Source organism: Methylobacterium sp. D54C (assembly GCF_053345595.1).
In genome coordinates, this window is record NZ_JBKFAK010000001.1 from 897,785 (window position 1) to 919,207 (window position 21,423).

Annotated in this window: 25 protein-coding genes; 1 reads left to right on the forward strand and 24 read right to left on the reverse strand. The window is 69.3% G+C overall.

The genetic code is table 11. The annotated features are described in order from the left end of the window. The 7 genes from ACLBYB_RS04500 to ACLBYB_RS04530 form a co-directional block, all read right to left on the reverse strand. Complete coding sequence (locus tag ACLBYB_RS04500) at positions 1–513, reverse strand: phage baseplate assembly protein domain-containing protein (RefSeq protein WP_447697993.1); 513 nt, start codon at positions 511–513, stop codon at positions 1–3. Beyond that, positions 513–1,706, reverse strand: coding sequence for a phage baseplate assembly protein (locus ACLBYB_RS04505; RefSeq protein ID WP_447697994.1), 1,194 nt, complete (start codon positions 1,704–1,706; stop codon positions 513–515). Before ACLBYB_RS04505 ends, ACLBYB_RS04500 begins: the two co-directional genes overlap by 1 nt. 3 nt (positions 1,707–1,709) lie before the next feature. Continuing rightward, positions 1,710–2,450, reverse strand: coding sequence for a hypothetical protein (locus tag ACLBYB_RS04510; RefSeq protein ID WP_447697995.1), 741 nt, complete (start codon positions 2,448–2,450; stop codon positions 1,710–1,712). A 9-nt stretch (positions 2,451–2,459) separates the two neighbouring features. Continuing rightward, positions 2,460–2,966, reverse strand: a complete 507-nt coding sequence (locus ACLBYB_RS04515) for a DNA circularization N-terminal domain-containing protein (RefSeq protein WP_447697996.1) — start codon at positions 2,964–2,966, stop codon at positions 2,460–2,462. A gap of 3 nt (positions 2,967–2,969) precedes the next feature. Further along, positions 2,970–3,551 (reverse strand): hypothetical protein, encoded by a 582-nt coding sequence (locus tag ACLBYB_RS04520; RefSeq protein ID WP_447697997.1) that lies wholly within the window; start codon positions 3,549–3,551, stop codon positions 2,970–2,972. Positions 3,552–3,562: 11 nt separating this feature from the next. Then, positions 3,563–7,135: a phage tail tape measure protein gene (locus ACLBYB_RS04525; RefSeq protein WP_447697998.1), complete on the reverse strand. Its 3,573-nt coding sequence runs from the start codon at positions 7,133–7,135 to the stop codon at positions 3,563–3,565. 104 nt (positions 7,136–7,239) lie between these two features. Continuing rightward, positions 7,240–7,608 carry a hypothetical protein gene (locus ACLBYB_RS04530; RefSeq protein ID WP_447697999.1) on the reverse strand — a complete coding sequence of 123 codons (369 nt, stop codon included), beginning with the start codon at positions 7,606–7,608 and terminating at the stop codon, positions 7,240–7,242. 96 nt (positions 7,609–7,704) lie between these two features. Between ACLBYB_RS04530 and ACLBYB_RS04535 the strand changes: the two genes are divergently transcribed. Continuing rightward, entirely contained in the window at positions 7,705–8,115 is a 411-nt protein-coding gene (locus tag ACLBYB_RS04535; RefSeq protein ID WP_447698000.1) for a hypothetical protein, read from the forward strand. 3 nt (positions 8,116–8,118) lie between these two features. Here the strand turns inward: ACLBYB_RS04535 and ACLBYB_RS04540 are convergent, their stop codons facing one another. The 17 genes from ACLBYB_RS04540 to ACLBYB_RS04620 form a co-directional block, all read right to left on the reverse strand. Further along, positions 8,119–8,490 (reverse strand): phage tail tube protein, encoded by a 372-nt coding sequence (locus ACLBYB_RS04540; RefSeq protein ID WP_447698001.1) that lies wholly within the window; start codon positions 8,488–8,490, stop codon positions 8,119–8,121. A 73-nt stretch (positions 8,491–8,563) separates the two neighbouring features. Beyond that, the gene (locus ACLBYB_RS04545; protein WP_447698002.1) at positions 8,564–10,123 is read right to left on the reverse strand and encodes a hypothetical protein; all 1,560 of its coding nucleotides are present in this window, start codon (positions 10,121–10,123) and stop codon (positions 8,564–8,566) included. Positions 10,124–10,174: 51 nt separating this feature from the next. Next, the gene (locus ACLBYB_RS04550) at positions 10,175–10,456 is read right to left on the reverse strand and encodes a hypothetical protein (RefSeq protein WP_447698003.1); all 282 of its coding nucleotides are present in this window, start codon (positions 10,454–10,456) and stop codon (positions 10,175–10,177) included. Then, a complete protein-coding gene (locus tag ACLBYB_RS04555; RefSeq protein ID WP_447698004.1) occupies positions 10,456–11,223 on the reverse strand; it encodes a hypothetical protein in 768 nt (255 codons plus the stop codon). The genes ACLBYB_RS04550 and ACLBYB_RS04555 overlap by 1 nt, the downstream gene beginning before the upstream one ends. After that, the gene (locus ACLBYB_RS04560) at positions 11,220–11,630 is read right to left on the reverse strand and encodes a hypothetical protein (RefSeq protein ID WP_447698005.1); all 411 of its coding nucleotides are present in this window, start codon (positions 11,628–11,630) and stop codon (positions 11,220–11,222) included. Before ACLBYB_RS04560 ends, ACLBYB_RS04555 begins: the two co-directional genes overlap by 4 nt. Positions 11,631–11,634: 4 nt before the next feature. Beyond that, positions 11,635–11,937, reverse strand: a complete 303-nt coding sequence (locus tag ACLBYB_RS04565; RefSeq protein ID WP_447698006.1) for a hypothetical protein — start codon at positions 11,935–11,937, stop codon at positions 11,635–11,637. An 11-nt stretch (positions 11,938–11,948) separates the two neighbouring features. After that, positions 11,949–12,980 (reverse strand): major capsid protein, encoded by a 1,032-nt coding sequence (locus tag ACLBYB_RS04570; RefSeq protein ID WP_447698007.1) that lies wholly within the window; start codon positions 12,978–12,980, stop codon positions 11,949–11,951. A 3-nt stretch (positions 12,981–12,983) separates the two neighbouring features. Next, the gene (locus ACLBYB_RS04575; RefSeq protein WP_447698008.1) at positions 12,984–13,364 is read right to left on the reverse strand and encodes a head decoration protein; all 381 of its coding nucleotides are present in this window, start codon (positions 13,362–13,364) and stop codon (positions 12,984–12,986) included. Between the two features lie 13 nt (positions 13,365–13,377). After that, positions 13,378–13,959, reverse strand: coding sequence for a hypothetical protein (locus ACLBYB_RS04580; protein ID WP_447698009.1), 582 nt, complete (start codon positions 13,957–13,959; stop codon positions 13,378–13,380). Between the two features lie 32 nt (positions 13,960–13,991). Then, positions 13,992–14,891 (reverse strand): S49 family peptidase, encoded by a 900-nt coding sequence (locus ACLBYB_RS04585; protein ID WP_447698010.1) that lies wholly within the window; start codon positions 14,889–14,891, stop codon positions 13,992–13,994. Then, complete coding sequence (locus tag ACLBYB_RS04590) at positions 14,888–16,501, reverse strand: phage portal protein (RefSeq protein WP_447698011.1); 1,614 nt, start codon at positions 16,499–16,501, stop codon at positions 14,888–14,890. The genes ACLBYB_RS04585 and ACLBYB_RS04590 overlap by 4 nt, the downstream gene beginning before the upstream one ends. Beyond that, complete coding sequence (locus ACLBYB_RS04595) at positions 16,495–16,746, reverse strand: phage head-tail joining protein (RefSeq protein WP_447698012.1); 252 nt, start codon at positions 16,744–16,746, stop codon at positions 16,495–16,497. The genes ACLBYB_RS04590 and ACLBYB_RS04595 overlap by 7 nt, the downstream gene beginning before the upstream one ends. A 7-nt stretch (positions 16,747–16,753) precedes the next feature. Beyond that, a complete protein-coding gene (locus ACLBYB_RS04600; RefSeq protein WP_447698013.1) occupies positions 16,754–18,751 on the reverse strand; it encodes a phage terminase large subunit family protein in 1,998 nt (665 codons plus the stop codon). Positions 18,752–18,785: 34 nt separating this feature from the next. Continuing rightward, positions 18,786–19,412, reverse strand: a complete 627-nt coding sequence (locus ACLBYB_RS04605; protein ID WP_447698014.1) for a hypothetical protein — start codon at positions 19,410–19,412, stop codon at positions 18,786–18,788. Between the two features lie 356 nt (positions 19,413–19,768). Next, the gene (locus tag ACLBYB_RS04610) at positions 19,769–19,960 is read right to left on the reverse strand and encodes a hypothetical protein (RefSeq protein ID WP_447698015.1); all 192 of its coding nucleotides are present in this window, start codon (positions 19,958–19,960) and stop codon (positions 19,769–19,771) included. Between the two features lie 190 nt (positions 19,961–20,150). Further along, positions 20,151–20,855 (reverse strand): hypothetical protein, encoded by a 705-nt coding sequence (locus ACLBYB_RS04615; RefSeq protein ID WP_447698016.1) that lies wholly within the window; start codon positions 20,853–20,855, stop codon positions 20,151–20,153. Continuing rightward, positions 20,852–21,202 (reverse strand): hypothetical protein, encoded by a 351-nt coding sequence (locus ACLBYB_RS04620; RefSeq protein WP_447698017.1) that lies wholly within the window; start codon positions 21,200–21,202, stop codon positions 20,852–20,854. Before ACLBYB_RS04620 ends, ACLBYB_RS04615 begins: the two co-directional genes overlap by 4 nt. Between the last annotated feature and the right edge of the window lie 221 nt (positions 21,203–21,423).

Below are 21,423 nucleotides of genomic sequence, written 5' to 3' on the forward strand. Positions count from 1 at the left end.
TCAGACCTTCGCGAAGACGACCGAGGAGGCGCCGGCCTGGGTCATCACGGGCGAGCCGCCCTCGCCGCCGAGATCCACGCGGTTCGCGGTCACCGTGACGGTCATGTTCCCGACCTTCACCACCACCTTGTCGGTGCCGGTGATCTCGATGGTATTGCCGGTGATCTTCTGCGGCCGGTCCTTGGCGTCGTGCCAGATCCCGTCGTCGCCGAGGTAGCGGGTGGCGTTGCCCTTGTCGTCGTAGATCGTGCTCTGGCCGGGCTTCAGCTTGCGCGGGCGGGACGCGGCATGCTCCAGGCCGAGCGCCGCGTTGAGGAGCCGCCCGCCGTCGCGGCCGCCGAACTGGAGGCCCATTCCGTGCGAGCCGACGGGCGGGTTGGAGCTGAGCCCGAAGTGCTGGACTCGCGGCACCTTCTTGAGGGTCTCGTTCGGCAGGCCGTAGAGCGTCAGCGTCTGCTGGTCGCCCTCGTCGTCGGCCTCGACGTGCTCGACCCGGAACAGCCGTCCGCCCATCAGGCACCCCCGCGCTTGTTGAAGGCGCCGTAGTCGACCTTGCTGTCGTCGAGCTGCGCGTCATCGAGGCCCGCGGTGAACTCGCTCTCGCTACCCCCGCCATCGCCTGCGCCGGACCCGGAGCCCTTGCCCCCGGATTTCCCGCCGAGGGTGCGTGGGTCCACCAGCGTGATGTCGGCCCAGGTCCCGGAGCCCTCACCCTCGCCAACGATCTGGTTGAAGGTGACGGTCGAGATGGCGAGGTCCTGGTCGATCTTCTCGCTCGGCATCCGCACGGCCACGAGGTTGCCGGGCTCCCAGAGCTTGCCGTCCGCGTCTCGCCACGACGCGACGCACACGATGATCGATATCCCGGAGCCGGACCGCCGGAGCATCTGCCACTCGGCGCGGCGGTCGAGCTCCCGCGAGGTATCAGAGCCCTCGTTGAACAGCACCTCCGGCCGATACCGGCCGACGCTGCTATCCTCCTCGGTCGCCTCCTGCCGAAGGCTGTCTTTGTCAGTCCCCAGGCTCTTCTGGCCGCGCACGTGGATGTGCGAGCGCTTGTGCTTGATCGACAGCCGCAGCTTGATGCTCTCGATCGGCGGCTCGCCCTCGACCAGCGCGCCGGCGTGGCGCTTGCCGCCGGCGCGGGTAATTTTCACCCGGCCGTCAGGTTGGCCGGTGAGCAGCAGCGCCTCACGGCGCGCCTCGCGCTCCAGGGTATCGAACAGGGGCTCGCCCGGCACGTGCTGGACCATCGGGATCTTGGACAGCGTCTGATCCGTGAAGAAACCGATGCCGAACTCGTCGAACTCCTTGGCGACGCCGAGCAGATCCTTGTTCTCGACTAGCCCGGTCTTGTGCTTGGTCGGCGGGCAGTCGATCGCATCCCCCGCCTTCGACCGACCCGCGATCCCGACGTCTCGCCGTGCACCGCGTCCGGTCTCGGACTGGTACTCGTCCGCGTAACCGGTGCACATCAGGTCGCCGCCACCACGTGCGCCGAGCGCCTCGTCGGGCGTGGCGCGGATCTCAACGAGACCGCCGCGGCGAACCGCATTGGCCTCGTCGCTCCACGCCGGGTTCGTGCAGCGCATCGAGAACGAGATCACCGCGGCCTCGGCCGAGCGGGTAATGTGCACGCCCTGCCAGCCCTGAAGGGCATGGCCGCCCACGATCAAGCTGACGATCTCGCCGAAGGCACCGTCCATGGCTCAGACCTTCGGGGCCACGGCTTCAAACGAGGCCGGCATGTGGAAGGGCGTCCCAACCCTGTTCCTGGCCAGGAGCTCGGGCGCGCGGCTCGGATCGGCGTAGAGCGACCACGCCAACGCCGTTGACGGGAACGAGCGACCCGCCTGGGCGCGGATCAGCGGCTGCAGGCTGCCCGACAGGTCGACGAGGTGCGCGCAGGTCTGCCCGGCTGCCGTGCTGAGCACGAAGGCCGCGGGCTGGCCCAGCGCCGCCGCCACGCGGTCGATGGCGCCGTCTAGCGCCGCGGTAATCCGGTCGCGCGCCGCGCTGGCGGCCTGGCGGTCGCCGAACTCGGTCCGGGCCTCGCACAGGAACGCCTCACCGATGCATGCCGCCTCGACGGCGATGCACATCGCCCGGGCGAGGCCGTAGGCCTGCGTCAGCACCGGCGAGGCGCTGCTCGGTGCGCACGCCCGCGTCGCGAGGGCGGCATCATAGAGCCCGGCGCTGGCATCGGCCGGCGCGGCGTCCCGGGCCACCTTCTGCACGGTGGCGATCAGCTCGGCGGCGATGGCTGCGGCGCCCGCAAGGGTGAATAGCCGCGGCGCCGCGATACCGGCGATCCGGCGACATGCGGACAGCGCGGGCTGTGCGGTCTCGGCCGGCAGCGGCAGTCCACGCGAGAGGCCAGCGACCACGTTGGCTAGCGCGACGGCCGAGACGGCCGCGCCAGCGATGGCGGATGAGGGGGGCGAGGCCATGCCGGGCCCTCAGAACGGCGGCAGGAACCCGACGAGCTCGTCGGGCACGAAGGAGGAGATCGCGTCCGCCACCACGTCGCCGAGCGTGTCGAGCGCGCTCTGAGCGATGCGGTCGCCGAGCGCGATTGGCAGCGGGCCGCCGGCCTCGGAACCCTGCTCAAGGAACTTCAGGTCGAAAGCGACCTTGCCCATTTCGGTCTTGCGGTTGTTCGTCGAGCAGCCGACGCAGTGCACGATGACCGGGTCGGTAATCGGCAGCACGAGCATGCCGGCGCCCGGAGTCGAGCACCGCTCCACGAACGCCATGGCGGCGGCGTCCGCGTCGTCCCCGACGATGTACCCGGTAACGTGGTAGGTCCGGGCCTTTCGGCCCATGTCCTCGGTGCCGTGGACCTCGGCCCGAGCGTAGGGGTGGAGCGCGACGAGGCGGCCGGACTCGCCGATGCCCTCGTCGTCGACCTGGAACGGGAAGCCCTTGAACGAGGCGCCCGGGATGGTTTTCGGCCAGTTGCGCACGGATCAGCGCCCGGCCGCCGGCAGCAGCTTCGCCAACTCGCGCTCGACCTCGGCCGGCAGGTCGGTCTGCACCAGCCGGTTGAAGGTCGCCGCCGTCTGGCCGCTGACCAGATCGTAGGGGATGAACACGCCCGACTTCTCGACGCGGATGCGCCCGCGCCAGCGCTTGCCGTCCGCGTTCACGTAGACCTGCTTGTTGAGCTTCGCGACCATCACGCGCCGGCCGCGCGGGCCGGAGCGCCGGAAGCCGCCCTCGACGAAGTCGGCCTTCCCGCGCACCGTCGCCGCAACGCCGCCGGGCACCTCGTGCGCCCCAAAGTACCGGAGCGAGATCTCGCCGCCGCGGGTGATCAGCATCACACGCGGGTTTTGCGGCGACGCGCGGTAGGGGCGCACCGCCTTGTCGATGATCTTCCGAGACAGCCCGGTCTGCTGCGTCAGCACCGGCACGACGGCGCTACGGGTCTTGGTCAGCATCCGGTTCAGGACGTTGGCCTGGGCGTTGGGCAGCCGCTTCCCAAACGCGGTGAGCGGCTCCATCCCCTGCTTCAAGCCCGGGGTCTGGGCGGTGATGTTCAGCGACATGCCGCCCTCCCTCAGGTCCAGTCGCTCAGGTCTTCCTTGGCGCCCGGCATCGACACGCCCATGTCCGCCGTCAGCCCGCCCCGGCTTCGCACCTTGACGGCCGTCGCGCGCATGCCCGCCTTCTGGAGGCCGGTGACCTCGATCTGGCCGTGGAAGCTGGCGTTCTCGAACCGCTCGGCCGCCGCGTGCATCCGGTCGGCCGCGGCCTGCATGTCCGCCCGTCCGCCGGTGCCGGCACCGAGCCCGCCCGCTGGCGCGTCCGGGATCTCCAGGCCGCTGCGCGTGATCGACCGGATCGATCCGTCCGGCATCTTCATGGTGCCGTTGCCGAGGTCGAGGCCCTCCTTGCCGTCGAGACCCTTCACGAGCTTGGGCTCGCCGTCCTTGGCCATCGGAACCGGCTTCACCGTCCCGATACCGTCCCGCAAGCCGATGCCGGCGCCTCTCCGGCCGTACCAGGCGCCCCAACCCTCTTTCCGGGCGGTCCGGAGCGCGAAGTCGATCTGCTCCTTCCAGTACCGCGGGTCGCTCGCGTGGTGCCCGGTCTCCGCCGTGTAGCGGTTGCCCAGACCACCCGAGCGTCCGTAGTGCAGCTGGAACGGGCCGAAGCTGGTCGGCTTGCCGTTCTCATAATCGCCCGGGGTGAGCCGGTTCGGGTTCGATCCGCGCAGGCCCTCGCTGTTGGCGATCCGGAGCGCGATGTCTGGGTCGATCCCCTGCGACAGCGCCGAGGCGCGGATGTGGGCCGCGAACTCGGGGTCGATGTTGCGCATGTCGCGCGCGGAGATCCCGCGGCCGCCACCGCCGCCGCCACCGCCACCGAAGCGCGGGATGCCGGCCGAGACCCCGCCGCCAGCGCCACCGGATCCGCCCGTGCTGGCACGACGCAGCGCGCCACCGAGGTCGACGCCGCCGCCCCCGCCACCGCCCGGGCTGAAGCTCGCGCGCTGGATCAGCCCGCCGCCGCCCCCGCCACCTCCGCCGGCGCCCGGCACGAAGTTGATCGGGAGCATGATGCCGGCCCCGACCGCCTCGGTGATCCGCTGGAGCAGCGTCTTGCCCGCCTCGGTGCCGGTCTCGTCGGCCTTGGTCTTGAAGTCCTCGAGCATGGTCGGCCGACGCGGCGGTAGCGGCGCATCGACGATGGCCTTGCCGATATTCTGGCCAACGGCCTTGCCGGCCTCGTCCGCAACTTCCGGCTTCGTGAACCACGACGTGATCCAGTTGCGAACCCAGGGCGTGGTCTCCGGAACCGCCGTGTCTATCCGTTCACCGGTGGCCGGATCGATCGCCCCAGGCCCCTGAGCCTCGGCGATCTTCGGCAGTTGCTTGACCGTAGCGTAGGCGCCGAAGGTGGCGGCCGCACCGAGACCAATGCCGATGCCCGTCAGACCGAGCGCCGCGAGCGGGGCAGCCTTGACCGCCTCCTTTGGATCAATACCACCTGGCACACCGCCAGCCAGCTTGATCGCCGCCGCATCTAGGAGTGCCGCCGACTGCGTGAGCGCGGCCGCCGAACCATTCAGCGCGACGGAGCCGCCACCGAAGCCTAGTAGGCTCTTCGTCAGCTTGTAGGCGCCGTAGGCCCCGCCGCCGAGCGCCGCAGCGCCGCCTCCGAGGCTGAGCGCCTGCTGCTGCTCCTTCGACAGGCTGGAGAACAGGTCGATGCCGTTGCCAGCCAGATCAGCAGTCCACTTGATCAGACCGGCGTTCGCGTTGCCGATCTGCAGGACGAGGTTCTCGAACGATCCTTTCAGGTTCTCGACCGAGCCTCCCACACCCGCGAACACGTAGTCGGCCTTCTTCTTCGCGAAATCCGGGTCGTTGCCGGACTTCTTGATCTCCTCGCGAGCGACCTTGAACTCGTCCCACTGCCGCTGGGTGATCGCCCCCTTGCCGCCGTGCTTGTCCGTGAACAGCGCATTGAGCTGGGCCAAGGTCATGTTCTTGGCCATGGCGTCGTCGAGCAAGCGCTCCACGTCCACGTTGCCGGCGCTCATCCGGTAGAAGTCGCCCGCGGCCTTGGCTGCGGCCTTCGCGTCACTCGCCCGGACCTTGCCCTTCTTGTCCTTGCCGAGGATCCCGCCGGCCGCCTCGACCACCGCGGCGGTGTAGCGGCCCTGATCGCCGAGCAGGTCCTTGTTGGCGTTGATCGCGTCGAGCCGGCGCCGGATCTCCGGGGTGAATCCCTTGCCGATCTTGAGCTGGAAGGCACCCTCCAGGGCGCTCGTGCTCAGCCTGTCCGGCATGCTCACGTAGTCGGAATGGCGCATCCCGGCGGCGGCGAGGGCCAAGTGCCCCTTGTTCGTCGGCGACACGAGGTGCGAGGCCACCGAGCGGATGAACACGCCCGCCTCGTCGCCACGCAGGCCGCCGCGCCGCGCCAGCGCGCCGAGGGACATCAGGCTCTCGGTCGAGATGCCGGCCGCCGTGCCTGGGGAGGCCGCGAACTTGACGTACTGCGACACGTCCTCGCCGTTCATGCCCCCCAGCTTCGCCATCTTCACGAGCTGGTTGGTGGCCTTGTTCGCCTCCTGGAGCGCCCGCTCCTTGGTCGAGATGTCCTTGCCGGTGGCCTGCAGGTAGGAGCGGATCGTCTCCGCACCCTCCTTCAGATCGGTGTCCATCAGGGTCGAGAAGTTACGGACGTTGTCGATGATGCCCTGCGCGACCTCGGCCTTGAGCCGCGGCGCGAAGCCGGCCGGCAAGCCCTGCATGGCCGCGGTCTGGGCGTGCACCACGTCGATGTTGGAGAACTGCGTCTCCTGACCGATCTTGGTCGCCTGCTTCAGCAGGGCGGCCTGATCCGTCTCGCTGATGTCGGTGTAGACCTTCTGCTTGCGCACAGCGATGTCGAAGGCAGCGGCCGAGTTGACCGCCTCCAAGCCGATCTTCTTGCCCTCGTGCGCCGCCAGCACACCGGCACCGGCGGCGATCGTGCCAAGGGCCTCGCGCCGGCGAGCGCTCCTGGCGATCCGCGCCTCAGTGGCCCGGGCACCGGCCTCTTCCGCCGCGACCTGCGCCTTGAGAGCGCGCGTGGCGAGATCGGTCTGGCGCGCCAGGGTGGTCTGGTGCCGCTCAAGGCTCGACAGGTCGACGCCGAGCTTCGACGCCGCGCTCTCGGCCGCACGGAGGGTCGAGGTCTGCGACGCGAAAGCGGCGTTGAGCTGCTTCACATCCTTCTCGGCTGCGCGATACGCTGTGCCCAGGCGCTTGACCTCGGCGCCGAGCGCCGCGGCCTGCTGGACGCTGTCGGCGGTCTTGGCGACCTTCTGGGCCGCAGCGAATTCCGTCACGGCTTTGCGGGCCACGTCGTACTCCTTGGCCAGCCGGGCGGTCTCCCGCTCGACGGCAGCCAAGTTCTTGACCGTCGCCTCAAGAGGGCCACGGGCGGACATGACCGCTGTCGCTGCGCGCATCTGGCGCTCGACGCTGGTGTAGGCCTTCCCCAGACGCTCGACCTTGTCGGAGAACGCCGAGGCCTTCTCGGCCTCCTTCATCGCCTTGACGACCTTGGCGATCTCGGAGGAGGCCCGGTCTTCGCCGCTGATGACCAGCTTGGCTTCGATGGTCTTCGATGCCACGGCCTACCTCCTGCGTGCCGCGCGCTCGGCGGCCTTCGCCTTCTTCTCCGCGTCTTCGGCGGCGCTCTGCCACCACCAGATGATGCGGGAGAGCGTCATCTCGTCTACGCGGCCGCCGTCGAATCCTGCGTCGAAGACGAGCTCTCGGACGAGGTGCTCGATGCCGCGGCTGCCGCGGCGGGCTGGAAAAAATCGACGATGGCCTCCCGGACCTTCCGCGTGTCGACGACGCCGAGCTGATCGAGGATGAGCGGGTCGCCCGCCTTCCCGTCCTCGACGAGGAGGCGCTCGGCGTACTTCGCGATGATCTGGGTGTCGTCCACCCGGCGGCTGTACTCGTTGCCCGCCGGCACCCACACGTAGGGGTCCCCGAGCTCCATCAGGTCCCGGAACTTGGGCTCGCGAAACTCCAGCTGCCGATAAGGCCTGTGACCCATAATCGGCCGTTCGAGAGTGACGATCTTGTTGGACATCGTGGCTCCTGGCCCGGCAGGGCCTATCTTGATGGTCCCGCTCAGTCGGCATTCCTCGCGCGGATCGCGTGAGGCCACACATCTCACGGGTTACCCATGGCGAAGGTTTTACTTAAATTCTTCGGTCTAGCAGCGCTGCTTACTGGTGTAATCGCAATTGCCGTTGGTGTTGCGAACGCCAAAGACGCGGCCTCTTTATGGCTGTCTTTCTATGCGGGGAGCGGAGCACTGCTGTTCGGCGCTTCCCTGCTAGGTTTTGCAAAAATAATCGATCTTCTTGAACGGATTGCGGCGAATACAGAAGGTCTTGCTCCGATCCGATCGCCTAGCGACCCTCTTCCGGGCAATCTTTCGAAGGCCGGCGTCACGAAGCAAGAAACCTATAAGGGCTACGCCTTCACGGTTCACGAAGACGGAAAGGTCGTATCCCGGATAAATGGCGCTCCCTACACTTGGAGAAACGAGCCTGAGTTCAAGGCTTTCGCCGAGGCTCGTCCCTCCGCATAGGGATCACGCCATCCGATACTGATCCGACGCCACCGACATGCCGGTAACCTCGCCGGTGTCGGTGTCAATGTCCGGCTCGCCGACCCAGGACCCCGCGGTAAAGTAGTGGGTGTATCCGGCATCGTCCTCGACGAAGGTCACATCCACGTTGCGCAGGAGCATGGTCTCGTCCCACTTGATGGCCGCGGCCTTGTCGCCACGGTCGAAGCTGAGCGAGATCATCGGGAGCTTCGGCTCGACGGTCCGGTAGGCGGTCCCATCCCGGTTCGGGTCCGCCTTCGGAGTTGCGGCCGCCGGCTTCACCGTGGCTTTGCCGCGGCCGGAGAACCGCTGGCCGTTGATCCGCACGCTGTATCGTCCGCCCTTGGTGTCCATGGCCGGCCTTCCTCAAGATGGTGAGATGTCAGGGAGCGGCCGGGCCGCGGTGGTGTGGGGCGAGGCCGGAGCCTCAGATCCCCTGGTCGGACTGGTCGAGGTAGCTGGTCTGGTTGACCGCGTTGATGCGCAGCTGCGCCGCCGCCGTGATCGGCAGGTAGTAGTTCACCCGGTCGTTGGCGTAGTCGGCGAAGATCCGGATGTTCGACACGAACAGGTCGAGCTGCCGGATGAGGCCGGCCCGGTGCAGGTCGGTCGCGGCATGGACCGAGGTCTGTTCCAGGTCGATCGGGGTCACGACGCCCTGCAGGTTGGCCGGGTTGTCCTCCATGAGCGCCGACCGCGGGTAGGTGCCCTGGATCTTGGTCCGGAAGTACCGGGCGCAGTAGGCCGCGATCGAGATGTCCTCGATGTCCAGCCAGGTCCGGTCGGACAGGCCCGAGGCGTTGACCCGGTAGGTGGTGATGATGCGGTCGCAGGCGATCTGGCCGTCGGCGGTCACCGTGAACCCCGAGATGCCGTTCCGGTACAGGCTGTCGCGATCCGCCATGGCGAACTGGGCGTTCGGATCCTTGGACGGGCGCAGACCGCGCAGGACGCGGGTCTGCATCGGCCGCGCGATCTCGATCGCGTTGGGGAGCGAGCGCCCGAGGTTCTTCAGGAAGGCGATCTCGCCGCCCAGCGAGGCCGAAATGCACCACGAGGCCTGCGGCCACTGGTAGACGCCGGCGACCGTCACGTGGCGATCGTTGCGGGTCTGCCCGAAGGCCGTCAGCGTCGAGAGGTTGCCCTCCTTGTGGGTCGTGTAGTGCCCGAGCAGGCCGACGAGCGGCGCCGAGCGGCCGGAGCCGGCGTCCGACAGGAAGTCGCGCACGACGTTCAGCTGCGCGGTCGACGAGTACGGCCCGCAGATCCAGTCGGCGTTCTGCGAGCCGAGCTTGGCCAGCGTCGCGGCCATGTCGACGTCGCCGGTGCCGCCCGCCATCGGCGTGATCGTCACCGTGATGCCGGGCACCTCGATCTCGTCGCCGTCGAGGGCCTCCTCGATCCGCCAGCCGTTGGACTCGGTCCCTGGATGCCGGGCGGTGAGCGTGACCTCGGTGGACGCGGTCGAGCCGCCGGTCTTCACCGCGGCGGTCACCGGCGCCAGCATGCGGGTGTTGAACTTGGCGTAGCCCTGAGCGAAACGGGCGACGAAGGCGGCGGCCACGATGTCGGCCGTGTCGCCGACCGCCACGTTCACGTCGTAGCGCTCGCCGCCGAGGTAGCGGGTGATCGTGCCGGACGAGGTCGCCTGCCCGGCGAAGACGAGCGCGCCGGCCGCGGCGGTCGGGTTGGCACCGACGGCCGAGGTGGCGTCCACGAACAGCATCTCGCCGAGCGGGTTCTGCTGCCGCGCGTAGAGGATCTGCTCAGCGCCCATGGAGCCGAGGCCGCACAGCGCGTTCGGGTTCTGGGCGCCGACGTTGATCGGCGCGCCGCGCAGCGCCGCCGGCGACGCGGGCAGCGCCCGGCCGATGACGACCTGGCGCGAGGTGCCCGAGTAGTTCGGCGGGCCGGCGTTGAACTCGACCATGAAGGCCGGCACCAGCACATCGGCTGGCGTGTTCTCGAAGGCGACAGGACCTTGCATCGGCGGGGTCTCCAGCGTGTAGGGGCGCCGCAGGGCGGTCCCGAGAGGGGATTACGGGTTGGTGGCGCGGCCGCTCGGCGCGCCGCTCGTGGCGGCCTTCGGCGGATCGGCCTGGGGGTTGGCGCCGACGCCCGCGTCGGCCGCGGCCTTGGGCTTCTCGTCCTTGGCGTCACCCTCGTCGGGGACGTCCTTGACCTTGATGTCCCCGCGGGCCTCGAGGCGGGCCCAGTGCGCGGACCACTCGACCACGCGGCCCTCGGGCGGCAGGTCGGTCTTGCGGACCGGGTCCGGGATGGAGGCGGCCTTGTCGGCGGGCTTCACGTGCTTGCGCATCAGGGCACCTGCGAGAGAGGGATGGAGACTTCGGTCGGCAGCGTGCCTGGCTCCGGGTCGGGCACGACGACGGGCTGGGACGGCGGGGTCGGCGCGGGCGTGATCGCCCGGGCGAGGTCCTGGGCGAGCTTCAGGCAAGTCTGGTAGCCGGTGGAGCCCTCGGCCATCGCCTCGGCCACAGTCCGGAGCGGATCGGGGAGCGCGCCGAACGGGCCCGCCGGGACCGCGTAGCTCTCGATCTCCTCGCCCTGCAGCTCGACACGGAAGGTCATCATGTGGATGGCGAGCCGCTCGCCACCGTCGTCGGGCGAGAAGCGCTGCGAGTCCCGCCGGGATACGCGGCGGACCACGTTCTCGAAGAGGATCCTGCCGGCGGGCGTCCGCTGGCGGGCGAGCGGGTGCGGCCGGCCCAGCGTCACGATCCACTCGGCGCACTGCTCGATCAGGTCGAGCGCCGCCTCAAGCTCGCTGTCCGTCCCGGGCTGGAAGTAGAAGTCGCCGCCGTCGGCATCCTCGACGAACTGCGCCATGCCGATGTCGAGCACGAGGTTGCAGCTGTCGTTGAACGGGCCGCCCCCGTTCTGCGGGTTCCAGGGCTCGCCGTTCAGATCCTCGGTCGCGACCGTGATGACCGGGACCGGCTCCTTGTCGTCGAAGTTGCCGATGCGGGAGTCGTAGACCCGACCCTTGCAGTGGCCGTCGATGACGGGATGCGAGTTCAGCGCCTCGATCACGGCGAGGCGCAGCGCGGTGCGGGCGAGGCTCATCGCGCGATCGGGATCAGCGGGACCTGGAGCCCGGCGCGGCCGCGCGCGAGCGGCACGCCCAGCCGGAAGCGCTCACCGGTCGCGCGCCGGGTAATGCGGTCGTTCTGCGCGAGGTGCGGCGAGCCATCCGCGCCCGGGGTGAGGCGGATGTGCGGGCCGTCCGCGGAGATCTTCCGGGTGGTGTTGTCGGCCATGGCCCGGCCCTTCGCGTACTGGGTCGAGCCGATGTCGCGGTAGGTCGCCCGGAAGGTGACCGGCGCGCGATCGGGATCGGGCACCAGCCGGGCGTTCACGTCGGGCCGACCGTTCACCGTGGGGACGGTAAACGGCTCCAGATCGAAGTCCTCCCCGAAGAATGCGTCGAGACGCTGGAGAGCGTCCCTCCACTGATCATCGAAGACGGACATCGGATCAGCGCGGCGCCCGGAGCGCCGCGATCACGTCGGCCTTGTTGGTGGCCTTCGAGACGTCGACGCCGCGCTCGGCCGCGATGGCGTCGAGCTCGGCCCGGGTCATGGCATCGAGGTCGGGTTCGGGCTCGTCCACCGGCTTGCTCATGGGCAGGGCGCGCGAATCGCCCTGCACCGCGTGCCCCGAGGCGAGCGCCTCCTTGCCGTGCTCGTCGGACAGGTCCCCGAGCCAGCCGCGCGGTGCCGTGACCTTCTCGCCCCGGTCGTTCTTGAACTCGAAGGCCTTGATGATGCGCACGTACATGCCGGCCTCCGTCAGGTGCGGGTGAGCTTCACGATCACGTCCGGGCGCAGACAGATCGGGAGCACGTTCGACTCGGTGTGGATCTCCTGGCCCTTGCCGTGCGGCAGGAGGTCGGTGGAGACGAACACCTTGGTCGAGGGGGGGATGTTCGCCTCCTGGATGCTGTCCGGCGGCGCCACGTAGCGCTTGAACAGCGGCGTCCCGAGCGGGAGCGCGATCGCCTCGTCGTCTCCGACAGCTTCGCGGGTCACGAAGGTTCCGTCCGGCTGGCGGTAGCGGAAGTCCTCGTCGATGCGCTCGATGGTGAGGCCGGCGAAGACGAAGCTATCCGCTACGTCGTCACGGCCGGGGTTTGGCGTCGGGCCCGGGTAGGCCTTCAGCGCCTCCTTGACGCTGGCATGGCCGACGTACCTATCGAAGAACCCTGAACCGGCCAGCACCCTCACGCCCGACGCCGGCTGGCCGCGCAGGGCCTTCCGGATGATCGACTTCAGCGCGCGGTTCTTGGCCGCCACGTCCGTCCCAGCGTTGTCGAGGTCGAAGTCGACGACGCTCTGGGTGATGTCGAAGGTGGAGAACAGGTCGCACAGCACACGACCGGTCGCGTCGACCACGAGCCCATTCAGGGCGCCCCAGTCGAGGTGATGGTGCGTGGCGTCGTGCTTGGCGCGGATGGCCTCCAGCTTGCTGTTGTAGACGTTGGCCAACGTCTGAAGGACGTAGCCGCCGCCGTAGACCAGCAGGTTCTGGAGGTCCGACGGCGTGATCGCGTCGTCGAGCGGGAAATGCGGGATCCGGACCAGCGTCTCCTGCCGATCGGTGCCCATGTTCTTGTTGCCCGGGCCGCCGCGCTCGCGGGCCGGGATGATGGTGATCTCGCCCTCTTCGATGGCGATCTTGGCGTAGGTCGTGTTGATCGGCGTGTCGGTGAAGATGCCGAGCTGCGCCGGACGGCCGGTGACGTAGTCCGGGATGTTGATGCTCTCCGTCAGCCGATCGTCGGCGAACTCGGGAGCGTCGAGAAGATCGAGCGGCGTGGCCATTGGTCAGACCCCCATGCGGGCGACGACGCCCTTGGCTTTGAGCGCGGCCAGTGCAGCCGCCTGCTGGGTTGCGTTGATGCCGGCGGGCCACTCCAGAGCCTGGAGAACCACCTCGGCGTGGCGGGCGAGGATGACGACGCGCTGATCGGCGCTCGTCGCGTCAACGTTCTCCAGCAGCACGCTGTCGGCGTTCTGGGAGCCGTCGGACGCAGCCGGGGCCAGCGGCACCAGCTTGTCGGACGCGGTGATCCGGCCGAGCACGCGGCCCGGGCGCAGGATGCCGGAGCCGGTGGCGAGGATGGCCTCGTCACGGCTGATGCGACCCCGACCCTCGTTCTTCACGACGTCGGAATCGGTCTTGTAGGAGAGGGTCTTCAGGGCCATCGATCTGTCCTCCTCAGGCCTTGACGCCGTGGCGCCGCTTCATGTCGGCGACCAGATCGACGGGTTTCGGGGAGCCCCGGCCGGCATCGCCGGCCAGCGGCACGTGGGACGAGATCGAGGTCTTCTCCTCGGACGCCACGAGCTTGTCGAAGACCGCAGCGCGGATCTCCTCGACGGTCTTGCCCTCGGCGAGCATCGTCACGGCGAGGTCGGCCGGGATGCTCGCGTCCTTCTTCCGGGCGAGCGCGACGATCTCCTTGGCCTTGCCGGCGGAGGCGATGCGCGCCTTGGCGTCCTCGACGCCGATGCCCTCGGCGATCATGCCGGAGGCCATCATCGGCACGCCGCCGTCGACGCAGAGCTTGACGATCTCGGCGGCCTCGGCCCGGTCGACCGTCTTGTCCTTCGAGCCGGAGCCAGCCGCCTCCGCTGCGGTGATCTGCTCGTCGAGGCTGGCGACCTCGCCCGCGGCGGCGTCGAAGTCGTGCTGCTCGTCGTCGGTCATGGACCGGCCGCGGGCCGCGGTGGCGAGCTTGGTCATACGGGCAGACGCCGCCGTGCGGGCGCGGCGAAGACCCGGGAGGGTATTCGGCATCTCAGGTCTCCGGGGTTGGGTGAGTGGCTCGGTCAGCGCCGAGCGCGTGCGGTCCGCTCGTTGGCGGCCGTGCGGGCGAGCTGGCTGTAGCTGCGCTCGTAGGTCTGGACCCGGTCGGCCATGCCGGCGGCCACCGCCGCCGCGCCGACCCTTGAGCCGCCGCCGCCGAAATCCGACTTCACCTTAGCCGCCGTGGTCTTCCGGCCGCGGGCGACGTCGGCGATGAACTGGGTCTCGATGCTGTCCAGCAGGGACCGGATCTCGGCCTGACCGTCATCGGTCTGCGGGTCCGGCCGCTTGTTCGGCGCGTTCGACGAGACGATCTCGATGGCGAGCTCGCCGTTGGCATCGGGCTCGACCTGCTTCGAGATCGCGGCCACCACGCCGATCGAGCCGACGATGCTGGTCTTCTCGACCACGAGCTCGCCGGCGGCCGAGGCGAGCCAGTACGCCGCCGAGGCGGCCGAGCCGGAGACGTGCGCCAGGACCTGCTTCGTCCCGCGCATGGCGTAGATCTGGTCGGCCAGCGCATTGATGCCGGTCGGCGAGCCGCCGGGGGAATCGACCATCAGCATGATGGCGCCGACCTCGACGCTGTCCCGGGCGATCTGGAGATCCCGGGCGAGCATGGCGGCCGAGGTGCCCGTGCCGGACATCTCGGTCATCAAGTTCGCCCGCGGGAAGATCGGGCCGACGATCGGCACGATCGCCACCCCGTCACGGGTCAGCAGGCTGTAGCGCGCGCCCTCCAGACGCTGGGCCGTCGGGCCGGCCGCGGCCTGCAGGTCGAGGCGGAACCAGTCCTCACCCTCGGCCGAGCGGCGCGCGGCGCGACCGTCGCGGTCGAGGGCGGCAAGGCCCGCCATGAACTGGAGGTAGTCCGGGCGAATGGCCCAGGGCTCGGCCGACAGGGCGCGCAGGGCAGCGGTCATCGCGGGCCTCCGGCCGGATCAGGTTGCGGGGGATCGTCGGGCGGCGCATCGTCGGCGGACTCGACCTTCGCCGCACGCCGGCCGTCGCTGGTGTAGGCGAGGCCGAGCGCGTCGGCCCGATCGTTGTCGGCCTTGTTCTCGGCGTCGACCGCCTCGGCGTCGTAGCCGCCCTCGGCCACCTTCTGGGTCCGAGACGAGAAGCCCGACTGGACCTCCATCGCCTTGCCCTGCACGTCCTGCACGGGGTGGATGTACGGCCAGGCCTGCGGGATCCACTTCACGGCCCCGGCCTGCGCCCGGCTCATGCCCGAGGGCAGCGTCAGCGCGCCGGAGAGCAGGGCGAGATCGAACCAGCGATTCCAGATCGGCCGGCAGAACTGAAACACGACGTGGTGGTGCTGCCAGCCCTCGACCGCCCGGCGGAAATCGTTCAGGGCGGCCCGCAGCGTCCGGTCGTTCAGCTGGCTGTAGTCGCCGCTGAGCAGCTCGTAGAGCAGCCCCAGCGCAGCCGCGACCTGCCGCTTGGACTCCCGGACGAACATCTCGAAGTTCGGCCCGACATCATCAGGCTTGCAAAGCGTCACATCTTCGCCGTCTGCGAGCACCTGCAGCGTGCCGGGCTCGAACTCGACGGTCGCCGCGCCGGCGTCATCCGGCGGATCCGTCCCAAGGGGGCCACCGCCGGGCAGATCGTCGCCTTCCGCGAACGTGCGCCGGATGAAGCCGACGAGGCGGGCGGCGTTCTTCTTCCGCATCAGCTCGGCGTCGAGGTAGCCGTCGAGGTCGTACAGCGTGCGCAGCGCGCGGGCGAGCCAAGGCTCCCCGCGGTCCTGCCCCGGGCGAGACGCGCGGAACAGGTGGCAGACGTCGGAGGCCGGCACGAGGACCTCCTTAAAGCCGCCCGCGGTCACGATTCCGTCGCCAGGGTGCTCGCGATACAGCCAGAAGCCGGACCGCTTGCCGATGGCGTCGTACTGGATGCCCTGGCGGATCCGATTGGTCGGGTCGGTCTTGAGGTGCGGGCAGTGCTCACCCTCGAGTACCTGCAGCTGCAACGGCACCGGCAGGCCGTCGGTCAGCAGACGGGTCCGCAGGCGCGTGAAGGTCTCGCCTCCCTCAACCATGCCGCGGGCCGCCATCATCTGGAGGCCGTAGAAGTCGAAGGCGCCGACGCTGTCCGCGACGTCGGTCCACTCCAGCCACAGCGCCTGGACCCTGGCCCGGAACGCCGCATCCTCCTTCTTGACCCGCTCGGCCTCCTCCGCCGACAGGTCGATCGTCGGGCGGGCCGCGAGACTGCGCGGCACGATCCCCGTGCCGATCATGTTCGAGGTCAGCTTGTCGACAGCCGCGCCCGCGTAGGGGTTGCGGCGCGCCTGGTCCCGGCTCTTCCGGCGCAGCTCGTCCAGCGCCCAGACGATCGCCGTGTTCGGCCCGTAGCTGCCGACGCGCCACGTCTGCGAGCGCCGACCGTTGCCATTCGCGACGTCGTAGGCCGGAGCCTCGCCCGAGCTGAAGCCGCCGCCGAGATCCAGCGCGACCGGCTCGACGTACTGCGCGGTGCCCTTCACGCGGAAGCGGGCACCGTAGGCGGACCGCTGAGCTACCACCCGCTGCGCCCGGTCATGACGACCTGCCGGGTCCGGGGGCGAAGAGCGGGCCCAAGCGTACCTTCGAGCTCGCGGATGCGAGTGACCAGATCGGCGCGTGCCTGCCGCATCTCCGGGTAGGTGCGGTTCTGGACGGTGCCGGTGTCTGCATCCTCAAGCCGGAGGATGCCGCTCGCCATGTTGTTGTCGAGCTGGACTAGCGCCGCCTGGAGCTTGGCCAGCCGTAGGCTCACATCATCGGCCATGCTCACCTCACCGACGGTTCGCTACTCGGCTGCGCCGCACGGAGCGGCGCTGCTGATCTCGGGCCGCCAGCGTGTTGGCAGCGATCACCGGTGCTGGCACCGGCACTTCCTGCTCGGGCGACGGCTTCCGCTCGATTCCGAGCATCGCCTCGAGGTCCCGCCAGTGCGCCTCGCGCCAGCGGTCCCAGCCGCGCATCGCGGCGAGCCCACGAGCGTAGTTCGCGCAGTCCAGCCACTCGTTGCGGCGGCCGCCGATCGGCACCCACTCGCGCCGCGTGCGGCCGCGGGTCGTGCTGACGACCAGCTCCTCGGCCGTCAGCTGCTTCACGCCGTCCTCGGTGACGTCGCGCGGCAGGTGGACGAACCCGGCCGGGAACGCCTCGCCGCTCGGCGGGCGCTGCAGCGCGAGGCAGCCCATCAGCTCCTGTTTGGCGAACGAGACGCCGACACGAACCGTCTTCAGCCCGCGCCGGAGCTTCTTGCCCGCAGCGTTCGCATCCTTCGCGCCGACGCCAAGGAAGGCGCCCGCGTAGCTGTCGGCGCCGTCGATCGCATGGACGTTGCCGCGGCCGGCCTGGGACCGGACGAAGGCGTAGACCTCGGCCGTGAAGGCGCCGGAGTCGATGCCCCAGTCCCGCACCGCCATCGGGGTGCCGTTCTCGTGCTCCCAGGTCTCGTCGAACATGGCAGCGAGGTCATTCCAGACCTGCGCGCGCCCAGTGTCACCCGGCAGCACCCGATGCTCGACCAGCCACCGCTCCCGGTTCCGGCCGAAGCCCCAGACGCTGACCTCGATCCGGTCCTTCTGGACGTCGGCGCCGGCGAACAGGATCAGCGCCCCGCGGGAGACCGTCCCGCTCAGGTAGCTGTCGCGCCGCGCGTAGACGTCCTGCCATTCCGGCGTGTCCGCGCCTTCCTTCCAGGTGCGGGCCAGCTGGGTGTTGAAGAACGTCCGCAAGGCTTCCGGCCCTCGGCGCAGCGCCCGCGCGAACTTGGCCACCGTCTTCGTGATCGTCTGCTTCGGCGCGTAGAGCTTCGAGGCCACGCCGCCGGCATGCTCGTTCGAGACCGCCTCGGCGCCGCAGTGGGCGCAGAGCGCTCGCCGGACACCGTGCGCCTCGGGCGCCCAGCGCTCCGGGGTCTGGTGCTCGCCGCAGCAGGTGAAGGGCCGGGTCTGCCGCCACTCCACCTTGCGCAGCGCGATGAGGCGATGGGCCTCGCTCCAGGGCTCCTCGCACCCGACGCACTCGTACCGCGCGGTCTCGGGCAGGATCCGGTCCTGCGCGTCCTTGTCGAACTTGACCCGATCCCACTCCAGCGACTGCCACGTGCCGCAACCCGGGTGCGGGCAGCAGACGTAGGCGCGGCGCTGGTCGCTCTCCTCGTAGGCCGCCTCGATTGCGCTACGGCCGGCGATGGTCGGTGAGCAGGTCTGCACGGTCAGGGCGTTGGCCTCGAACTCGGCCTGGCGCTCCACCGCCAGATCGATCGGCGGCCCTTCGCCGCCGGCAGAGGCCGGGAACTTGTCGATCTCGTCGCACATGAGCAGCCGGATCGGCCGCATGGCGAGGTTGGTCGGGCTGTTCGCGCCCACGAGCGTGATGTGCCCGCCGGGGAACTGCTTGTGGGTCAGCGTCGCGCTGGCGTCCGTGGCCTTGGCCTCGCCGAACAGCTCGCGCAGCTTCTTGCTGTCCCGGATCATCGGGGCGAGCCGGTCCTTCGAGAAGGTCTCGGCCGCGTCGTCCTTCGGCAGCACCACCAGGATCGGGCTCGGGTCGAGGTGCACGAACCGGCCGATGATGTTCTCGATGACCGTGGTCTTGAGCAGCTGCGTGCACGCCATCAGCGTCAGGGTGCGCACGCCCGGCTCGGTCGCCCAGAGCATCGGGCCGCGAGCGACCTCAACGCGCGAGACGACGAACCGGCCACCGTTCGACGATTCCTTGCTCAGCCTCCGGAAGCGCTCCGCCCAGTCCACCACATCGAGGTTCGGCGGCGGCGTCATCCCGCGCCGCCACGACCTCGCGAGGCTGGAGGTGTCAGCCGAACTCGACGTCGGGCTCACCAAGTTCGGCGAGATGCTTTCGGACATAGGCGGTCAGGATCGGCGTCAGCATCCGGGCATCGATCCCCAGCTCGTCGGCCATCTCGATGGCGACGCGAGCCGGCCACGTCATCCAGGCGTCCCGAAGATCGCGGGCGGTATCGAAGAACAGCGCCTCGGCAGCGGCACGGTCGACGAGGCGCTTGTCGTTCTTCAGGACCTCCTGCCGACGGAACAGGCCGAGGAAGTTCTCCTTGCGCCGCACCGCCTCGCTGAGCGGCAGGTCCTGAGCGTCGGGGTCGTAGGCCGGCGGCTCGTCGTCCAGCTCGGCCGGGCGTAGCGTCGGCGCGGGCGGCGGGGCGGCCGTCTCTGGTTTCGGCTCAGGGCGCTCGCGCGGATCAGGCTCTTCCTTCTGCACGGCCCGGATCGGCCGGTGCGTGGTGCCGCCCCTGTAGTTCGCCGGGCGCTGGTCGAGGTTCCACTCGGTCGCCTCTACGTCGACCAGGCCCGCTGCGGTCAGGGCGAGCAGGCCCGAGGCCTTCCACACCGTGACGGTCTTCTTCGAGACGCCGCGCATCCGGGCGAACTCGGCCTGGGTGACGGCCTTCTGAGCATCCGCCATGGGGCGTTACCTCGTTACCCCTGGTAACGGTTACCGGGTTTTCGACCCTTGGAGCTAGGAAGGGGCCGCGCCTCTACAGCCCGTGTTCCCGCCGAAATGGCAGGGTCCCTCAAATGTCACACTGTGGCGAACATGTTTGCAACATGTTGCCAGAATGTCACGCTGGGGTCACCCCCTTTGGTTCTTGGTATGCCAGATGCCAGATCCGCCCATCCGCCGGGCCATGGCCTCGACGTCCTCGACCGTGGTGCGGATCACCATGCGGGTCGCGGGTGCGATGGCGCCGGGCTGTCCCCGCAGGGTGGAGCGGATGGCGCTACCGATGACGGTGCGGCGCTCTGTGCAGCGACAGGGCATCAGCGCAGGACCTGGGCCTTCACAGCAGCCAGCGCAGCCTCTGCCGTCTCACCGAATGCGAACCACACCGTGTGGTGGAGGGGCTCGTAGAGGATGCTGGCGGCCTCGAACGGCTCTGTCGCTCGCTTGGCCTCGGCCATGAAGCCTCGGCTGCGCGAGACAGTGACGCGATAGACGAAGGCCTCAACCATGACGCCGCTCGGAAGTTAGGATCGCTGTGAAGAAGCGCCAAAGCGTGCCACGCCATGGCACGATTAGTTGTTTGCGCGGCAGTTGTGGAGAAGCTGGGTCCGGCTTCTCCGTCGCGGCTTAACGTCGACGCCCTGAGGGCGGAGTACAGCGGCGACTGACCTATCAAGTCCTATCGAGACCGATCGTATACTAAACCAGCTGCACGTCTGCAATGCCGAGTTCCATGCTCGACAGTCGGCCGAAGATGGCTACCGCCACTACGATCCGATCGTGGGGGAGCACGGCCTCGACCGTCGCCGGGAAGCTCGCGAACGGGCCGTTGACCACGAGCACCTGGCTACCGACGCCGACGCCGACCGGCTTCACCACCTCGCCGGCGGCGAGTGCGATCATGAAGCCCTGCAGCGCCTTCGGATCCAGACGTGCCGGCTTCATCACGAGACCCTCGATGTTGCCCCCGGTGCTGGTGTCCGGACCGGGGCACGAGACGATCTCGGAGACGCCGGGCAACTTCGCGACCGTGTCGAGGTGCGCCGCATCTCGCACGCCGATGATCAGGGTCCGGATCAGCAGAGGCACGTGCCGGACCACGCGTCGGCCGCGCCGCACGACGACCTCGGATGCGCGAGGGCGATAGGCGAGCACCTCGTGTTTAGTGAGCGCCTCATCCAGATGCTTCCGTCCGAGCGGGCCGAGGAGCGGCTTGGTGCGGGCCAGGTGCCAGCACAGCGTGTCGTCGATCACGGCCGCCAGCGCCCCTCGGACCGGCTCCGAGGCCGATCGCTTCGCCTTGGGCTGCTCGCCACCGGCCTGCGCCTCGCTGCCCTGGGACCGGCGCTCTGCGCGGCGCTGCTGCCGCTGGCGGTCGCGCTGGCGCTTGCCCTGCCGGTTCACGAAGGCCGCCCCAGATCCGCGAGGCTCTTGCCGCCGGCCGAATGCCCGGGAGCGCCAGCAACGCGCGCTAGGTGCTCCGAGCACCACGACAGCGGCCTGCCGCGCATGAAGGTGACCGGCTGCCCGCAGAAGCGGTGACCGCCTCGTGGCGCGTGGTCCGGCGTGCAGGCGAAGCGGCACTGCCCGTCTTCGAGGTCGGCCATGGGCCACGCCCCCTGCGCGTGGACCGGCTTGGCCGGCTTCGGCGGAAGTGGCGAGAAGCTACGGTCGCGGGTGACGGCGTTGCGCGCAGCGGCGCGCTGACGCTCGTAGAGGCGGGCGATGCTGGAGATGTGGGCGGCGGGCATGCCCGGATCATAGCCATGCCGCGATGGCAAGCCCTGGAGGCTTCTTGCGCTTCCTACCCTGCCATCTCGCGCACGATAGCTCCCCCCCCCTATGGAATAGTCAATGGGAAGGGATAGTGGGTATATAATGTAAGAAGGTATTTTTCTTTTTTTATATATAGTTAGACCCAAAACTTTGTACCCCGCGGACCCTTTTTACCCCAGGTTAAAAACCATGCCGA

Excerpts from the sequence above, each read along its gene's own strand:
- ACLBYB_RS04545 (WP_447698002.1), bottom strand. The coding sequence starts at position 10,123 with ATGCAAGGTCCTGTCGCCTTCGAGAACACGCCAGCCGATGTGCTGGTG.
- ACLBYB_RS04505 (WP_447697994.1), bottom strand. The coding sequence starts at position 1,706 with ATGGACGGTGCCTTCGGCGAGATCGTCAGCTTGATCGTGGGCGGCCAT.
- ACLBYB_RS04500 (WP_447697993.1), bottom strand. The coding sequence starts at position 513 with ATGGGCGGACGGCTGTTCCGGGTCGAGCACGTCGAGGCCGACGACGAG.
- ACLBYB_RS04610 (WP_447698015.1), bottom strand. The coding sequence starts at position 19,960 with ATGGTTGAGGCCTTCGTCTATCGCGTCACTGTCTCGCGCAGCCGAGGC.
- ACLBYB_RS04575 (WP_447698008.1), bottom strand. The coding sequence starts at position 13,364 with ATGGCCCTGAAGACCCTCTCCTACAAGACCGATTCCGACGTCGTGAAG.
- ACLBYB_RS04520 (WP_447697997.1), bottom strand. The coding sequence starts at position 3,551 with ATGTCGCTGAACATCACCGCCCAGACCCCGGGCTTGAAGCAGGGGATG.
- ACLBYB_RS04555 (WP_447698004.1), bottom strand. The coding sequence starts at position 11,223 with ATGAGCCTCGCCCGCACCGCGCTGCGCCTCGCCGTGATCGAGGCGCTG.
- ACLBYB_RS04550 (WP_447698003.1), bottom strand. The coding sequence starts at position 10,456 with ATGCGCAAGCACGTGAAGCCCGCCGACAAGGCCGCCTCCATCCCGGAC.
- ACLBYB_RS04605 (WP_447698014.1), bottom strand. The coding sequence starts at position 19,412 with ATGGCGGATGCTCAGAAGGCCGTCACCCAGGCCGAGTTCGCCCGGATG.
- ACLBYB_RS04535 (WP_447698000.1), top strand. The coding sequence starts at position 7,705 with ATGGCGAAGGTTTTACTTAAATTCTTCGGTCTAGCAGCGCTGCTTACT.
- ACLBYB_RS04595 (WP_447698012.1), bottom strand. The coding sequence starts at position 16,746 with ATGGCCGATGATGTGAGCCTACGGCTGGCCAAGCTCCAGGCGGCGCTA.
- ACLBYB_RS04580 (WP_447698009.1), bottom strand. The coding sequence starts at position 13,959 with ATGCCGAATACCCTCCCGGGTCTTCGCCGCGCCCGCACGGCGGCGTCT.
- ACLBYB_RS04530 (WP_447697999.1), bottom strand. The coding sequence starts at position 7,608 with ATGTCCAACAAGATCGTCACTCTCGAACGGCCGATTATGGGTCACAGG.
- ACLBYB_RS04585 (WP_447698010.1), bottom strand. The coding sequence starts at position 14,891 with ATGACCGCTGCCCTGCGCGCCCTGTCGGCCGAGCCCTGGGCCATTCGC.
- ACLBYB_RS04570 (WP_447698007.1), bottom strand. The coding sequence starts at position 12,980 with ATGGCCACGCCGCTCGATCTTCTCGACGCTCCCGAGTTCGCCGACGAT.
- ACLBYB_RS04560 (WP_447698005.1), bottom strand. The coding sequence starts at position 11,630 with ATGTCCGTCTTCGATGATCAGTGGAGGGACGCTCTCCAGCGTCTCGAC.
- ACLBYB_RS04510 (WP_447697995.1), bottom strand. The coding sequence starts at position 2,450 with ATGGCCTCGCCCCCCTCATCCGCCATCGCTGGCGCGGCCGTCTCGGCC.
- ACLBYB_RS04565 (WP_447698006.1), bottom strand. The coding sequence starts at position 11,937 with ATGTACGTGCGCATCATCAAGGCCTTCGAGTTCAAGAACGACCGGGGC.
- ACLBYB_RS04540 (WP_447698001.1), bottom strand. The coding sequence starts at position 8,490 with ATGGACACCAAGGGCGGACGATACAGCGTGCGGATCAACGGCCAGCGG.
- ACLBYB_RS04600 (WP_447698013.1), bottom strand. The coding sequence starts at position 18,751 with ATGACGCCGCCGCCGAACCTCGATGTGGTGGACTGGGCGGAGCGCTTC.
- ACLBYB_RS04620 (WP_447698017.1), bottom strand. The coding sequence starts at position 21,202 with ATGCCCGCCGCCCACATCTCCAGCATCGCCCGCCTCTACGAGCGTCAG.